The organism is Cocleimonas flava, assembly GCF_004339015.1.
GTDB classification, from domain to species: Bacteria; Pseudomonadota; Gammaproteobacteria; order Thiotrichales; family Thiotrichaceae; genus Cocleimonas; species Cocleimonas flava.
In genome coordinates, this window is sequence record NZ_SMFQ01000002.1 from 26,254 (window position 1) to 42,160 (window position 15,907).

General features: G+C 38.0%; 13 protein-coding genes and 1 tRNA gene. 4 read left to right on the plus strand and 10 right to left on the minus strand.

Going from position 1 to position 15,907, the window contains the following annotated elements:
• Position 1 precedes the first annotated feature (1 nt).
• Both EV695_RS00145 and EV695_RS00150 read right to left on the minus strand, forming a co-directional pair.
• Positions 2–1,102 (minus strand): hypothetical protein, encoded by a 1,101-nt coding sequence (locus EV695_RS00145; RefSeq protein WP_131903871.1) that lies wholly within the window; start codon positions 1,100–1,102, stop codon positions 2–4.
• A 15-nt stretch (positions 1,103–1,117) separates the two neighbouring features.
• A tRNA-Pro gene (locus EV695_RS00150) sits at positions 1,118–1,194 on the minus strand.
• Between the two features lie 334 nt (positions 1,195–1,528).
• Here EV695_RS00150 and EV695_RS00155 point away from each other — a divergent pair.
• On the plus strand, positions 1,529–2,440 hold the full coding sequence (locus EV695_RS00155; RefSeq protein ID WP_131903873.1) for a polysaccharide deacetylase family protein: 912 nt from the start codon (positions 1,529–1,531) through the stop codon (positions 2,438–2,440).
• Positions 2,441–2,587: 147 nt separating this feature from the next.
• On the opposite strand, the gene EV695_RS00160 is transcribed toward EV695_RS00155, so the two are convergent.
• The 8 genes from EV695_RS00160 to epmB all read right to left on the minus strand — a co-directional run bounded on the left by EV695_RS00160 (position 2,588) and on the right by epmB (position 13,684).
• Positions 2,588–3,694: a glycosyltransferase gene (locus EV695_RS00160; RefSeq protein WP_131903875.1), complete on the minus strand. Its 1,107-nt coding sequence runs from the start codon at positions 3,692–3,694 to the stop codon at positions 2,588–2,590.
• 72 nt (positions 3,695–3,766) lie between these two features.
• Positions 3,767–4,891: a GNAT family N-acetyltransferase gene (locus tag EV695_RS00165; RefSeq protein ID WP_131903877.1), complete on the minus strand. Its 1,125-nt coding sequence runs from the start codon at positions 4,889–4,891 to the stop codon at positions 3,767–3,769.
• A 154-nt stretch (positions 4,892–5,045) separates the two neighbouring features.
• Positions 5,046–6,596 carry an EAL domain-containing protein gene (locus tag EV695_RS00170; protein ID WP_165874581.1) on the minus strand — a complete coding sequence of 517 codons (1,551 nt, stop codon included), beginning with the start codon at positions 6,594–6,596 and terminating at the stop codon, positions 5,046–5,048.
• Positions 6,597–6,896: 300 nt separating this feature from the next.
• Positions 6,897–8,813, minus strand: coding sequence for a polysaccharide biosynthesis protein (locus EV695_RS00175; RefSeq protein WP_165874582.1), 1,917 nt, complete (start codon positions 8,811–8,813; stop codon positions 6,897–6,899).
• Between the two features lie 140 nt (positions 8,814–8,953).
• Entirely contained in the window at positions 8,954–9,547 is a 594-nt protein-coding gene (locus EV695_RS00180) for a sugar transferase (RefSeq protein ID WP_131903883.1), read from the minus strand.
• A gap of 14 nt (positions 9,548–9,561) precedes the next feature.
• Positions 9,562–10,728, minus strand: coding sequence for a DegT/DnrJ/EryC1/StrS family aminotransferase (locus tag EV695_RS00185; RefSeq protein ID WP_131903885.1), 1,167 nt, complete (start codon positions 10,726–10,728; stop codon positions 9,562–9,564).
• Between the two features lie 86 nt (positions 10,729–10,814).
• Positions 10,815–12,554 carry a hypothetical protein gene (locus EV695_RS00190; RefSeq protein ID WP_131903887.1) on the minus strand — a complete coding sequence of 580 codons (1,740 nt, stop codon included), beginning with the start codon at positions 12,552–12,554 and terminating at the stop codon, positions 10,815–10,817.
• A gap of 86 nt (positions 12,555–12,640) precedes the next feature.
• Complete coding sequence (gene epmB / locus EV695_RS00195) at positions 12,641–13,684, minus strand: EF-P beta-lysylation protein EpmB (protein WP_131903889.1); 1,044 nt, start codon at positions 13,682–13,684, stop codon at positions 12,641–12,643.
• 156 nt (positions 13,685–13,840) lie between these two features.
• On the opposite strand from epmB, the gene efp reads away from it, so the two are divergent.
• The 3 genes from efp to yajC all read left to right on the plus strand — a co-directional run bounded on the left by efp (position 13,841) and on the right by yajC (position 15,879).
• On the plus strand, positions 13,841–14,413 hold the full coding sequence (efp, locus tag EV695_RS00200) for an elongation factor P (RefSeq protein ID WP_131903891.1): 573 nt from the start codon (positions 13,841–13,843) through the stop codon (positions 14,411–14,413).
• Positions 14,414–14,508: 95 nt separating this feature from the next.
• Entirely contained in the window at positions 14,509–15,474 is a 966-nt protein-coding gene (epmA, locus tag EV695_RS00205) for an EF-P lysine aminoacylase EpmA (protein ID WP_131903893.1), read from the plus strand.
• Between the two features lie 78 nt (positions 15,475–15,552).
• Entirely contained in the window at positions 15,553–15,879 is a 327-nt protein-coding gene (yajC, locus tag EV695_RS00210) for a preprotein translocase subunit YajC (protein ID WP_131903895.1), read from the plus strand.
• The last annotated feature ends 28 nt before the right edge of the window (positions 15,880–15,907 follow it).

A 15,907-nucleotide genomic window follows, 5' to 3' on the forward strand; every position in this document is an offset into this window, starting at 1 on the left:
ATTAGTTCTTCCCTAACATCATCTTTTGTTGATTTATCATCACGGCTACATCGGAAAGTGATCGTGGTTTCTTCCAGAATTTCAAAACAGAAGGTTTAATTGGGCGGATACGGCTCCCATCAGCAGCATCAAGCACCAAATCTATTTGATTACTTTTCCACGCTTGCATCAAAGGCTTTATATAACCCTCGTCAATTTGGGTTAATACAGTCTGATAAGCATCCAGGTTTTCTTCTCTTACTGGCTGTTGCAACCGATCTAAGAGCACGAAATATTTACCCACTCTATTTCGTATCTGAGTTAATAACGCATTTCCATTTGAAGGTAATTTATACCACTTGCAATCGACCGCTTGTGCCAACATTTTTCCTTGTATTTCAGACTTATGGTCTTCATCACTTGAGAATACTTTTTCATACTCTGTTTTGATTTTTTTTGGCTTTCCACCGCCCCAAAACCACAAGCTATTCAAGGGTATTAATCCTGCCATTTCTCTTCGTTTATTAACTTCAGAACTATGCAATATCATTTGAATTTCATTTTGTATTTGCTGCCAGTTTCGTTGCTCGCTGAAAGGTAGAGAAGCAATAATATTTTTATTGAGAACATCTTCCAGAGGAGTTGTTTCGATAACTTCACTGCTTGGAAATAGGACATACCAATGCTGGTTACTACCATAAAAAAACTGCAACCCATCGGCACGAAAATACTGATTGAGCAAGGCTAAGATCTCTTTAGCATCGGCTTCAGTCAGGTCACATATTGTTTGGGTTAGAGTGACATCTTTCATGCCAACTTCAAAGTGCACAGGATCAGCACACATTATATTTCTTTTGTCTTGAATTAAAGAAGAGTGTAGAGCGTGATCAGGATGAATCGAGGCTCTAAAATATGCCGCAGGAATTTCTTTATCTTTCCAACCTAAATTGCTAAAAAAACAAGCAGAAAGCCCTTGAACCTTTTGTACGTCGACAAACTCTAAAGATGTAAGAAGCAAAGAGAGGTAATCGGAAGTTACTTCGAACTTGAGACCTTTCTTCCACAATTCCAATGGCTCAAATAAAGCTGGAATAGAAAGATGGATTTCAGGTTTAGGAGACATATTTCTCGTGAGAATTGGTCGGGGTGGCCAGATTCGAACTGACGACCACCACACCCCCAGTGTGGTGCGCTACCAGACTGCGCTACACCCCGATATATGAACAATTAGCTAACGTAAATATTACGTAATAGCTTAGGTTTTAAGAATAATTTATCCATAACACCCTGTTCTTCAACAGCTGCGAAGAATACATGATGTATAGATAAAACGAAAGAAAAACGGATACTTAACCAATATGTACTATAGATTTTCACTTTACTTAGGGATTAAGCTAATTAACAAGATAAATAGCAATCTGCATTTTATAGCAAATGAAATGCACTTCATCGTTAATACTAGACCATTAAAGTGGATTAAAACCAAGTCAACAGTAGATATGTTTATCATGCAAACGTACACATTAAAAATAAAAATTAGGTAGTGAATATGATTTACTCAATAGATGTCGAAGACTGGACTCAGTCGGTACTGGATAATAATAATCCTGTATCTGATCGTGTCCTGAACAGCACATCGCGCATATTAGATTTGCTCGACGAATACGAGCAAAAAGGAACATTTTTCATTTTAGGAAATGTTGCCGAAAAACACCCTAATCTTGTTAGAAGAATTGCAGATGCTGGACACGAAGTAGCCTCTCATGGCTATCATCACCATTCAATTTTTAACCTTTCGCCGAAGCAAGTTAAGAAAGATGTCGGCAATTCTGTAAAGCTTCTTGAAGACACAGTTGGCAAAAAAGTCATTGGTTTTCGTGCGCCTGATTTTTCCATTCGTGAATATCTTTTCGAGTGGTATTGTGAAGCCCTTGCAGAGAATGGTTTAAAATATGACTCTTCATTGTTCCCAATGAAAGTGATCAAGTATGGGATTGAGAAAGAATATTCATTAAAGATATTTAACAAATATCATCTAAATGAACATTACTTGAGCTATATGAAAATAGGAAATTCTAAACTTCCATTTTTTGGCGGCGGATATTTCAGGGTAACACCCTATTTCCTTACCAAACATTTAAGCAAAAAACTGAATCAAGATCGTGCTGTGTTCTATATGCATCCTTATGAAATTGATACAGAAGAGCTTGCTGCAATTAAAGGCGAAGGTAAACACATACCTTTAAAGTGGAGACTTTCTCAGTTTGTTGGCAGAAACACGGTTGAAAAGAAATTACACAGACTGTTCACCGATTATAAATTTACATCTTTTGAACAAGAATATTACAGCGAGTCATCGTCATCTATTCCACAGAATACCAAGAGTAACTTAGATGATATTGAGCACGATCATTCTGGAATTGGTCATGACAATATTGTTGCTAAAACATCTTTCTCTTAATAAGACGAAAGAAGCAACACATACTAAGCAGACATAAAAAAACACCCATATGGGTGTTTTTTTATGTCTGCTTAGTATGTTAATAAAAAAATTATATATAGTCTCTAAGCGAACTAGGCTTTCTTGGTTATTAAACAGAGCTCCTATTTAACTATTAACATCGACCATTTTTTGATATTCCGCTTTGTATTGATCCGCCATCGCTGTTAGAGAAAAGTGTTCTTCAGTATGTTCTTTTGAGTTACGTCCCATTTCTTCTCTTTTTTCTGGTGAATCAATTAATTCTTCCAGATGAGTCATTAGAGCTTCTTCGTCCTCTCCAACATAACCTGTTACACCATGTTGGACCACTTCATCATTACCTGGGATCTTTGTTACTATTGCTGGAATACCTGAAGCCTGCGCTTCTAGTAAAGCTAGAGATAGCCCTTCATAGGCTGAGGTCTGAAAGTAAATATCCAGAGATGGAATCAACTTTAATGCGTCACTTCTATCAAGCATGCCCGTGACTTCAACACCTGCTTTATTGAGCATCTCAACATCATCTTTTTCTCCACCACCAATCCAGATAAATTCGACATCGTTTCTTTTCTTATTAACTTTGTCAGCAATAGCGGCAAAAACCCATGGTGCTTTTTGTAAAGAAATTCGACCTACAACTCCAATCTTAACCTTCTCGTTTTTAACTGAATAATCTTTAGGTGTTAATTGAACAGTATCAATACCGTTACTAATTCGGATTAAACGCTTTCCACTACCATTGGTTATGTCTTTCCGAATAATTTCATATTCCTCTTTTCCACAAGCCACGATTGTTCCGCCTAACCAATAACCAATATGCTCAAAATATTTATACAGTTTTCGCTTTACAGGTTGTTCAATTAAGGGGTAATGAATCGCATGTGAAGTGTAGAGTAATCGCTTATTTTTTCTCAGCATAAATCCTGCAGCTCTGGCTAAAAAACCACCTTTAGAGGAATGCGTATGAATAATATCCGGATTGATACGTTTGATATTTTTAGTGAGGCCTATCAATGCTTTAACATCCATCACAGGGTCAATTGAGCGGCTCATTTGTACATGTATTAACTCCACACGTGGATCAAACATTTCTCGCCAGTTTGGAGGAGTATGCTCACGTATAGAATGTAGAACCGTTACCTTATAACCGTCTTCTACTAAACGGTTTGACATATCTACTACCCAGATGAAAACACCATGTTCCATTGGCTCTATTACATGTACGATGTGCATAATTTTCTCTTTATATTATTTTTAGTTATTTTGTGACTGTATTTGTCTTATTGTTCATTTATTTATCGTTACTCAATCAACTTTAAGTATTTTCAACTGAATAAATTTAGCGATATTAAAAAGGGTAAATCGGTATTTATGGGGTGACCATCTTAATCGAAACATTGGCTCAGTCTCTGCGGCATATTGTTCCTTTTTATAAGAATCTCCCGCATCAGAAAACATAAAATCAAACACTTGCTTATTTTTAATCGCTTCACCAATTTCATTACACACCAGAATAAATAAAGGCGAATAACGATTCGCATTCTCGGAATAAAATCCACTCTGGTAATAATGAATCACGCCTTTATCTACAAAGCAGTAATATGTTGCTAGTGGCTTCTCATCCAAATACAGTGTTTTGATGAATGCTTTTTGCTTTGGAACTAGACGCTTTAATGCTTCCAAATGAAACTCTTTAAAAAGCGGTGAATCAAATATATTTAGCTTTGCTCTATCATTCCAGCGTGAACTATGCATTTTTGAAAGCAGTTCGAATGATTCATCAATTGACTGTAAATCATCAGTAATTTTCGTTGTGACTTCACCATCTCTGGATAGTATGCGACTTTTTTTTGCATACATTTTTCTCCAGCGTTTACCCATTTTAGATTGGTATTGCTCGAAGTCTGCCATTCCCGAAACAATAAATCGGACACCATAATCTACTTCGCCTTTTATGATTTTACTGTTTACCGAGGAAAAACATTTGGCAATTAACGAGTCTTTTAGAAGAAATTCAAAGTCGGCAAAACTCCAGTTACTAGTGGTGTTTTCAAGGTAATCAGAGATTTGATCTACCATTTGATCTTCGTAACCAGCAGCAACGATAAAGTCGTTAAACTGGGTTACAATCATATCTTTCTTCTCTTCACCAGACCCAATAAAACACAGTGTTTTACCTTGAATCCAGGACTTCGGAAATGAAGACACAATATGAAATGGCGCAATACCGACGAGTGAGTCTTCATCATATAAACATATAATGAACAACTCGGTTTTTAGATTTTTACTAAATACTTCCCACCAGGTATGCATCCAGTCCCAACTAGAAAAAATGCCAGCCTTATCGCAATTTTCATACAAGGCATCCCATTCTTTTTGAATACTTCTAAACCCAGTATCAGTATCGATTACTCGAATTGATAAGTTCATGGACCCCCCCCCACTTTGAGAGGGTTTTTCATAGAAATTTTTAATTTAAATAGTTGATTCACTTGTATTATTTTAGTTATTAAACAGAAAATGCGCCAACACTTAATTAGTATTAAGCCAGATGAAAATACTTTACATGTTAATTGTACAATTATTAACCATACTTAGTAGAGCTTTCATGACAGAAGGAAGCACCTGACAGGACGAAAAGTTTTTTCATGTCTCTGCTAAACCCACAGGGTGCAATAACTTTAATATCTTTAGTTTCAAGCTGTCTGATTAAACTACTTAAGCCAATTTCTTTACGCTCATTGCCTTGAATCTGCCTTGTCCAAGGTAATGACAAAGAAACCATTTCAGGATGAATTCTTTTTAATAACTGGATGGACTCTTTAGAGACGACAAAGCCCTCTAAAGCTATCTGGCAATTATAAGCGCGGACTTTATTGGCAAATACAATTGTGGACTTAGCTTGCCTTTCGCTCACTTGAGATGGCACCAAAAAAGTAATATGAGACGACTTGACACCTATTCTTCGCAACCCTGGTATTAACCATGCTAAAAATTGCTCATCAGCCACGGATGCACCATTTAATCTCACAATCAGGTTAGGCTCAACATTCCTTTTTTTGAGTAGAATTTGTAACAACCGAGTGAGTTTTACTTTATCCCAGAAGATGGAACAGACCTCTTGTGAACGTGCACCAGAGAGATCCTGCAGAATATCATCAACACCTTTTTTCTGAGCGATGGGGACTTTTAAAGACAGCAAGTAATGTGTGTCAAATTTATCGAACTTCAGTTCGTTTTTCTTTAATCGCTTCAGACTAGTTGTTTTAATAACGGCTTCTTCTCGATTAATGATGCCTTTTAATAAACTCGCAGGTGTATACGTCTTTTTTTGTTTGGTATTCATATCCTCAGCACTACCTTCTGTTTTGTCTTTTAATAAAACCTCAAAAGGGTTAGGTGGTTCTTTGCTTTCTTGTTTTGGTTTTTCTTGTTTTGGTTTTTCTTGTTTTGGTTTCTTTTGATTCTGACTGACTTTTACACCTTTTGTTTCCGGAAAATCACTCAAGTTCACCTCATCAGATGTTTCTACATCGCCCATTACCCGAACCCAAAGCTGAAAACATTTTTTACTTTTGTAGACTGTGGGAATCAGATAGGTATTGGCCCTAAACGTTGCTCCATTTTTCTTTTTCATGGTTAAGACCAATGAATGATTCAGGTCCGCATTTCTTAATTGAGAATTTTGAAATCCATCAAACAGACGATGCTCATCTTCCAGAATGAAATCTCTAACTGCAATCGATCTCAACTCTTGAACAGAATCTAAATGAAACAGATTGAGATACGTCCTATTCGCATAAAGGTGGAGATCTCTAGAAATAAAAGCAATCGCTTCTCGACTCGAATCTACTAGCCATTGGCAACGTTTTTCAGAAATACCCAGTAGTGTTTTACACTTCCTGAAGTCTGATTTGATAAAGGCTGTTTGAAGGAGAAACTGGAGCTGTAGAATAGTTTCTTTTTTATCTTTGTCGAAGTGAAGCTTTGATATTTGAGTATTATCATAAGGCGTCTTCAAAGAAAGAGATTGTGTCTTCTTCGTCAGAATAACGATGATACTGTCAGAGGCATATTGCCAGACAAGATCAGACAAACTCTCCAACGAGAATGGTACATCATCAGATATAAACACAAGACTTGCGCTTCTCAAGCGCTTGAGACTATTGATGATAGCTCTCTTGGAGTTATCTACCTGTTTAAATCTAAAATGGGCTTCCTGCCCTCTTAGAGTACTTACTAGTTCAGAGTATAATGGTTTATTCTGACCAATCAGCACGCATTGTAAATCACCTTTTATCATAAGATGAACAATACGATAGCCCTGTTTTATATACAGCTATTACCGACTATAGTTTAAAGAATAGGGATAGATGGAACATCTTACGAGAACGAGCACACAGAAAAATGTGACTCGTTTTTTCTTAACATTCAGTTACACAGGGTAACTTTTCTTAATAGGAATCACTTTACCCTTATCATCATTGCTGATGGCTGAGTCGTTATTTGCAGTGTTTTCCCAAGGTGTATAGCCACTTACGATCTTGGTTAGTGATTTTTTAATCTCATCAAGGTTATCGTCAGTTAAGGTATTTTGTAAGTTTTTCAGAAGAACTTCTAACTGCGATTTACTTAAAAACTCTTCATTTGCCTGCATTATGCGACTATGTTTTGTACCGCTTACATTATCGCCAATGAGCAACTCTTCATATAATTTCTCACCCGGACGTAAACCAGAATATTTAACTTCAATATCTCCATCAGGGTTATATTGATCTTTGAGTTGCAGGCCCGCCAAGCTAATCATTTTGGTTGCCAGATCAGTGATTTTTACAGATTCACCCATATCCAAAACAAAAACATCACCGCCTTTAGCCATGGCTCCCGCTTGAATAACAAGCTGAACCGCTTCTGGAATTGACATGAAGTAACGCGTTATTTCTTTATGCGTAACAGTGATTGGACCACCATCCGCTATTTGCTGCCTGAATTTAGGCACGACTGACCCTGATGAGCCCAGAACATTACCAAATCTCACCATAGAGAAAGTCGTTTCACAATTTTTGCTATTAGCTAATGACTGTAACACCATCTCCGCTATACGTTTGGTACACCCCATCACATTCGTCGGTCTAACGGCTTTATCGGTAGAGATCAAAATAAATGTTTCTACTTTCGATGCCAAAGACTTCTCTGCCAAAGTTTTAGTACCGAATACATTGTTTTTGATTCCAGCTACTGAGTTCTCTTCAACCAATGGCACATGTTTATAAGCAGCAGCGTGATAAACCGTCTGGATTTCATTTCTCGAAAACAACTTATCGAGTAACGTTATATCTCCACTTGAACCTAACACTCTCTCAATTTCCACACTGAAATGCATTGATGACAAAATTTCATTCAGTTCTTGTTCGATTTTATAGAGGGCAAACTCACTCAGCTCGAGCAATACAAGTTTCTTCGGCCTTAAGTTAAGAGCCTGTCGACAAAGTTCAGAACCGATCGAACCTCCTGCTCCTGAGATTAATACCGTTTTACCATGAATATTCGCAGGCAATAACTGCTTATCAGGGCTTACCGGCTCCCGACCTAACAAATCATCTATATCAATATCTTTGATATCGGATACTCTAAAATTACCACTCGCGAAATCTTCAATCGCAGGAATAATTCGTACCTTTACCGGAAAGGGTTCTAATCTTTCAATAATAAATTGCCTTTCCTCTCTATCTATCGAAGGCATGGCAATAATTACTTCAGTGTTTTCTGGAGCATTCATCAATGTCGCAGCCGTTTTATCATAACTTTGCACATCAAAACCAAGCATATTCCAGCCTCTTAACGATGCATTATCATCAATGAAACCTTCTACGACATAAGCTGGATCTCCATCTAATAAAGCGGCTAATTTAGTACCTGATTCCCCGGCACCATAAATGTACACACGCTTCCTAGATGTTTTATTATCGTTATTGGTCCCATACAGCCATTGCTGAATCTGTAAACGACTTCCGGCAATGAACGTAAAGGTGCTTAGCCAATACAAAATTACACCAGACTTGGTCAAATCTGCCATACCAGTCACTTTCACCGTAATCGCCCAGATAATGGTCGTTATTAAGGTTGAGAGTAAAATTGCGGATATCGTTTGGTTACGAAAATATCGTAATACCGCTCGGTACAAGCCAAAGTTTATAAATACAGGAAATGAAATAGCTAACGCTAATGGGAAAATCCACCATTCACCAGCATGTGGGAACATTACCTCATTTTTACCTAATGATAATGAAGCCCAAAGAAGCATGGGTAAGAATAAAGCATCGAGCAAAAGTATGAATAAACGCTTTTGCATTCGTGTTCGCTTTAAAAAGAATTGTTTTACTGCGTTTATCATTTTATGTTTTCAAAAAAACCTCTATAAGTGGGGAGGTGCCTTATAATTATTAGTATTGGATTCAAATCGTTTATTTGAAAGTTAGATTAAAAAAGTATCTAAAAAATTGCGATCACCGTTTTGATGATTAGCTTAAAATCCATCCATAAAGAACGTTCTTTTACATACTCTACGTAATATTTAAGTTTTATCGGCAATACTTTATTTTTATAATCACTTACTGGATCTTCCGATCCACTTAGTAAATCATTTTCGTTTACAAACTCAATTGATGCCTTATCGGTCATGCCAGGTGGTACAGATAACACGATACTCCGTGTTTCTTCTGGATAAAACTCAACATATTCAGGCACTTCAGGCCTGGGACCGACCAAACTCATCTCCCCTTTTAGTACATTGATTAATTGAGGAAGTTCATCCAGTTTGTATTTTCTTAGTACTCTTCCGATAGGCGTGATGCGCGGGTCATCTCCCGTAGTTACTTTGTTGCCCAGTTTTTCAGCATCCAAAACCATGGTTCTGAACTTCAAGACATCAAAGTGCTTACCATTCTTTCCCACTCTCACTTGCTTAAACAGGACATTACCACCATCTTTTAACTTGATGATTAATGCTATTACCAACAAAAAAGGAGCCAGAACTAACAAACCTGGAATGACAAAAAACAAATCAAATAAACGTTTGCTAAGCATGTTTACACATTCCTTTATTTAGCAACTTTGGCACAAACATTTACCACTGCATCGATAACATTCTGCACATCTTCATCAGTCATTTTGGGGTAAATGGGTAAACTCACCGCTCTATTAAATACATCTAAAGCAACGGGATAATCTTCCTGTTTGTAATTGTAACGATCGCGCCAGTATGGCTGTAGGTGCAATGGAATGAAGTGAACGCTTGTGCCAATTTTCTCTTCGGCCATTAGCTCTATAAAACGGTTGCGATCAACAGTGATTGAGTCCAAATCAAGTTGGAGCACATATAAGTGCCAGGCATGTGTATCTTCAGGTCGTGCAAGATAAGGGGTATTTAAAGGTAAAGATGAAAAGGCTTGATTGTATTGAGTTGCCATCCATTCACGACGTTGCTGAAACTCGCAAGCTCGTTTCAACTGATGAATTCCCAAAGCCGCAGCAATGTCAGTCATATTGTACTTATAACCGGGCTCTACCACTTCATAAAACCACGAAGGTTTATCTGAAGTATATCGATCAAATACATCACGATTAATGCCATGTAAACGCATGGTTTTCATACGAGAAAGATAGTCTTCATTTTCAGTGGCAATCATTCCACCTTCACCCGTTGCAATCGTCTTGGTGACATAAAAACTATAAACGGTAATATCTGACAACGAGCCTATAACTTTACCTTTATAAGTCGTGGGAAGCGCATGAGCCGCATCTTCAACGACTTTAACATCGAACTCTTTTGCCAAGGCTAAAATAGCATCCATATCACAGGCTTGCCCTGCAAAATGAACAGGCATAATTGCTTTTACATTATCGTGACTCTCCAAAGCTTCTCTTAGAAGCTCCGGATTCATATTAAATGTTTTGGGATCTATATCGACAAGAATGGGATCAGCACCCAAATATCGGATTACCTCGGCCGTAGCGGTAAAGGTATAAGTCGTTGTAATAACTACATCACCCGGACCTACTCCTACTGCTTCCAATGCAAGATGAAGACCAGAAGTTGCGGAATTTACCGCTAGCGCATGTTTTGCGTTAACAAACTCAGCAAAGTCTTTTTCAAACTGAGCCGTTTTAGGCCCCGTTGTTAACCACCCTGATCGTAAAGTATCTACAACTTCATTTATTTCGTCCTCACCAATGAGTGGCAAGGCGAATGGTAAAAAATCACTCAAAATAATTCATCCTTGAAATTTTATTTTTAATTAAGTAACCCATTGAAGAAGAAAAGTTTATAAAAAAGAAACAAAACTGTTACCTATTATAAAAACTCCCAAACATCTTCGAAAGACTCTAAAGAACCATCCGCTGATTCTTCTTTCTCTAAGACTTCATATTTACAATAGGCAAAATTACCCACTGTATCATCTATTGCAGTAATTCTAACATGCTGTTGACGTGTGCCTAATGTAATAACAAGCTCATCTTCAGCCTGGAAAATGAAACCAGGGAAAATAAGGTTCGCTTCATCTCTTGCGCCATCAATCGTAGGAAGAAGAACACCTTCCAAAGGTAGTTTTTGTGAGATATCACGGTTTGAGATTTCATCAACCTGAACGACCATTCCATGCAGAGAAAGAATCTCTAGCCCCATTTTAAGGCCTATGTTTTTAAAGGCATCCATCCAGCGTGTTACCGCAACCTGCCATAAACCAGCCGTATCATTCGGGTCTTTGATGGCTACAAGCTCACCCACACGAGCGGTACTTGCCTCATTTTTTACCTGCTTTAGTCCATAACCTCCAGAACTACTATTTTCTATCTGCCAGCTATGAATCTGTACTTCACGTTCGTCTGCCAAAGCTTCAACATCAATATCAGACCAAGGACTAGATATATTGTCTTCAGCGGCCAGCGCCTCATAAATATTATCATCCTCAACATCTTCATTGATCTGATCCATGAAAGACTCAGGCTCATTATCACGAATCATCGTAATAACATCCTGCATCTTAATCACTAAAGAGGCCTTTTCATCACGAGGAAAACGTTTATAACGACGATTACGAATTGTTGTTAATACATACACAAGTCTTTTAGCCAAACTATGCGTCAACATTGGTAACTTATAATGAGTCCCCAAATCCGAGTCTTCACTTAAACTCACAAACTGGTCGATTAGCTTAATAACTTTTGATAAATCAAATATTCTGCTTGTTGGTGAATTTAGCAAATCACTGACAGGCATAAGGTTTGCAGGCTCATCACTATTCATTAATGCGATATGTGCAAACTTACTTTTTACTTTATCCGGGTTTGAAATGATAGACACTTCATTAAGCGTCTTGACAAAAAACTCACGTACTTTGGTAACTTCTCCATGACGCAAAGTATTAGGTGCAGCCAGGGCAACCAGATTGATTAATTTGTATTGCTCTTCAATGCTAAAGTTTTCACCGTTGACATCATCTTTATGTGGTATTTCTTTTGTTTCAATTTTATTTTCGCAGGCAAGCAGATATAAGTGATGAATATCATGCCAGATAGTCTTCTGGTTTTTAGCATATACCGCGTAATCATTGACAATGACTGAGCTCATGTACTGAATAGCTCTGCCAATTGAAACCAGTAGTTTCTTTTTAGACACCGAATTCTTGGTTAGCATATCAAGCGCTGCTAACTGATATGAGCCCGCAAGCTCCATTAACAATGATCTTTTAAGATCAAATACTTTTTGACTTCTCTCTGGTAGAGGGAATGAACGCGTCTGAAAATGCCTGTCTAAATTTTCTAGTGCCATTTTCACATAAGGCAACAAAATTTCTGTCACATCTATTCTAATCTGAGGCGACACAGGTTCTTGATTAAGTTTGGTGATTCCAGCAAACAAACGTCTGGTTGTCTCACCCATATCCATCATTGGTAACTCACCAACCCAGGAACGTGCCTTCGATACAGAACGAATATCGATAGTATCAATTAATTTGGGTTCAGCTTGAGGAGTAGATTTTTTAGTAGTTTCGTTACTATTATTTTTTTTCTTAAACAAAGAGATACTCATGAGACGACCTTAATTATTGTTAGTTTTATCTTTTTAAATGATATTTAAATCGTTTTTTATTTTTATTATTCTTGATAATACTAACATTATTCAGGATTTTTTTCGATAGGTAGCTTAGACCGTTCGCCGGAAATATCTTCAACCAATCTTGGAACCAAATAACCCGGCAAATGGTTTCTTAAGCCTTCCACAAGTCTTATCGACCGATCTCGCTCCACTTCAAAATGTGCGGCTCCCTGAATGCGATCTAACTGATGTAGGTAATAGGGCAAAACATGATTCGCCATGAGTTTATGGCTCAACTCTGACAAGGTAGCGACATCATCATTCACTCCCTTTAATAAGACAGATTGATTCAACAAGATAAAACCATCTTTTCTTAAATCTGATAAAGCACGACTCACGTGTTCATCGATTTCATTAGCGTGATTAATGTGAATCACCATGACTTTCTGAATCTCTTGAACCGCAGATAGTGCTGTAAACATTTTGCGCAAACTTTGATTTATTCTTTCCGGTAAGAATACAGGTACTCTGGTGTGGAACCTTAATGTTTTCACATGTGGTATAGCTGCAATTTCAATACACATTTTCTGCAAGCGATCATCAGACAACATCAAAGGATCACCACCACTAAAGATAACTTCGTGAATACTGTTGTCGCCCTGAATGTAATCTAAGGTGTTCTGCCATTGTTTTTTATCGGGCGATGAATCCGCATAAGGAAATTCTCTCCTAAAACAATAACGGCAATGCACTGGACATGCACCGGTTGTTACCAATAGAACTCTTCCCTGATATTTATGGAGTAATCCTGAAGATGCTTCCGCCTGCAAGTCACCAATAGGGTCATTCACAAAACCCCGTGTTTCAATATTTTCCTGGTTGATCGGCAACACCTGCTGCAACAGAGGATCATTCCAGTCACCCTTTTGCATTTTTTCCGCATAAGACAATGGAACCAACATTTTAAAGCGACTATCTGTCTTAACTTTATCTAAATATTCAGCGCGATCTAACCCTAAGAACTCTAATAATTCCAACGGATCTTTGAATGCTTTTTTTAAAACGGTACGCCAATTGGATTCATTGTTTAGCTGGATTCTTTCCAAAGGATGTGAACTTAGCATTGAATGGTTTTCATGGCTTTTCCTCTTGGAAAACTATCGATTAAAAAAATAAGTGAACAATAGCACCAACAAGTTCGATTTTCTCAAAGACTATGCCCTAATTTCACGTTATTATGATCGGCTTATTATTTTTCCAATTTGTAAGGAGTGCCATCGATGGCAACTGTTAGCACAAGTGAGTTTAAAAGTGGTCTGAAGTTCATACTAGACGGAGACCCTTATACCATCGTTGAGAATGAGTTTGTTAAGCCCGGTAAAGGTCAGGCATTTAGCCGGGTAAAGATACGTAATCTTAAAACCGGTAGAGTGGTTGATAAGACATTCAAGTCTGGTGAAAAAGTTGAAGCGGCCGATGTCATGGAAGTCGACATGGAATATTTGTATGAAGATGGAGAGTTCTGGCACTTTATGGAACCAACCAGCTTTGAACAACACGCTGCAGAAGAAACCGCAGTTATGGATGTTAAGCATTGGCTGAAACCACAGGAAAAATACATCGTTACGCTTTGGAATGGTTCACCATTAAGCGCGACACCACCAAACTTCATTGAATTACAAATTACAGAATGCGACCCCGGTGTTGCAGGTAATACCGCCCAAGGCGCAACAAAGCCAGCCACGGTGGAAACTGGCGCTCAAATCAAAGTCCCATTATTCGTTGAAGAAGGCGAAATGGTTAAAATTGATACTAGAACAGGCGAATACCTATCTAGAGCAAAAGACAGTTAAATAGAAATAAACAGTAAGTCCACCCCCCTACTTATGGGCAGTTTTTTATATAATTCTTATAAGTAAGCAGGGTGTGACAATCAGGAAGTAGAATCTTGGATTGGTCACCTAACACCACACAGCAAACAAGAAAATCTCGCGCCCAAATGTTACATGACATTCGGGCGTTTTTTTTGCAACGAGATGTTCTAGAAGTCGAAACGCCAGCATTATCTCAGTTTGGCAATACAGATCCTTTTATTGAATCGATACAATGTATTCAGCAAAAATCAGAAGGCTCAGAGCTCCGATACCTACACACCTCGCCAGAATATCCGATGAAACGCCTTCTCGCGGCAGACAGTGGTGATATCTATCAAATTTCAAAAGTATGGCGAGCGGGAGAATCTGGCAACAAACACAACCCAGAATTCACCTTACTTGAATGGTACCGTGTAGGTTTTAGTTATCAAAAATTAATGCAAGAGGTAGAAGAACTCCTCAGTATTGTATTGCCTGATTTACCTAAAAAGCCCCAATTTAAAACTTATGAATCGTTATTCCTTGAAAAATTCAACATCAATCCCCATATCGCTACAAATGAACAATTAATTGACTGCGTAAGAGAGCATATCGACCATTTAGATACTGAAGGTATGAATAATCAGTCATTACTAGATGCAATATTGAGTTTTTGCATCGAACCTGAATTCGAAAGCAGTCATTTAACTTTTGTCTATGACTACCCGGTTTCACAGTCTGCGTTAGCCCAAATCAGGCAAACTGAGCACTATCCAGTTGCCGAACGTTTCGAAGTTTATTTAGGGCAATCAGAATTAGGAAATGGCTACCAGGAAGAAGTAGACAGCAAGCGCAACAAACAGATTCTAAGTGATGAAAATCAGGCTCGAAAAGACTTTAATTTAGAGACTGTCAAAGAAGACCGCCTATTTTTAGCAGCTGCTGAAAAGGGTATTCCTGCCTCGGCAGGTGTAGCAATCGGTTTAGATCGGGTTTTGATGTGTATTACAGGTGAAAAATCCATACAGAAAGTTATTAACTTTCCGTGGGATAAGGCATAATACACGGCTATTTATTGAACAATTGTTTCTGCTTTAAAGAAACGATTATATTAAGAATTTTAAATTTTGGAGATTACAATGGATTTTTTCATTTCAAACGCAATGGCAGCTGGTGAAGCACCAGCAGGTGGCGGTTTACAACTTGTATTCATGGTAGCCCTGTTCTTCGGCATCATGTATTTCATGATCATTCGCCCACAAGCTAAAAAAGCGAAAGAGCATACTTCTTTACTTGATTCACTCAGCAAAGGTGATGAAGTTGTAACAAGTGGCGGAATCATTGGAAAAATCTCTAAGCTAGGCGACAGTTTCGTCGAGCTAAAAGTATCTGAGACTGGCACTATCACTATTCAACGCCATGCAATCTCAGCGGTACTTCCAAAAGGTACAATGAAAGGCGCTTAATAATCACCATTCGACGCATAACAATCCC

Excerpts from the sequence above, each read along its gene's own strand:
- EV695_RS00155 (WP_131903873.1), top strand. The coding sequence starts at position 1,529 with ATGATTTACTCAATAGATGTCGAAGACTGGACTCAGTCGGTACTGGAT.
- EV695_RS00175 (WP_165874582.1), bottom strand. The coding sequence starts at position 8,813 with ATGCAAAAGCGTTTATTCATACTTTTGCTCGATGCTTTATTCTTACCC.
- yajC (WP_131903895.1), top strand. The coding sequence starts at position 15,553 with ATGGATTTTTTCATTTCAAACGCAATGGCAGCTGGTGAAGCACCAGCA.
- EV695_RS00160 (WP_131903875.1), bottom strand. The coding sequence starts at position 3,694 with ATGCACATCGTACATGTAATAGAGCCAATGGAACATGGTGTTTTCATC.
- EV695_RS00190 (WP_131903887.1), bottom strand. The coding sequence starts at position 12,554 with ATGAGTATCTCTTTGTTTAAGAAAAAAAATAATAGTAACGAAACTACT.
- EV695_RS00145 (WP_131903871.1), bottom strand. The coding sequence starts at position 1,102 with ATGTCTCCTAAACCTGAAATCCATCTTTCTATTCCAGCTTTATTTGAG.
- efp (WP_131903891.1), top strand. The coding sequence starts at position 13,841 with ATGGCAACTGTTAGCACAAGTGAGTTTAAAAGTGGTCTGAAGTTCATA.
- EV695_RS00165 (WP_131903877.1), bottom strand. The coding sequence starts at position 4,891 with ATGAACTTATCAATTCGAGTAATCGATACTGATACTGGGTTTAGAAGT.
- epmB (WP_131903889.1), bottom strand. The coding sequence starts at position 13,684 with ATGCTAAGTTCACATCCTTTGGAAAGAATCCAGCTAAACAATGAATCC.
- EV695_RS00180 (WP_131903883.1), bottom strand. The coding sequence starts at position 9,547 with ATGCTTAGCAAACGTTTATTTGATTTGTTTTTTGTCATTCCAGGTTTG.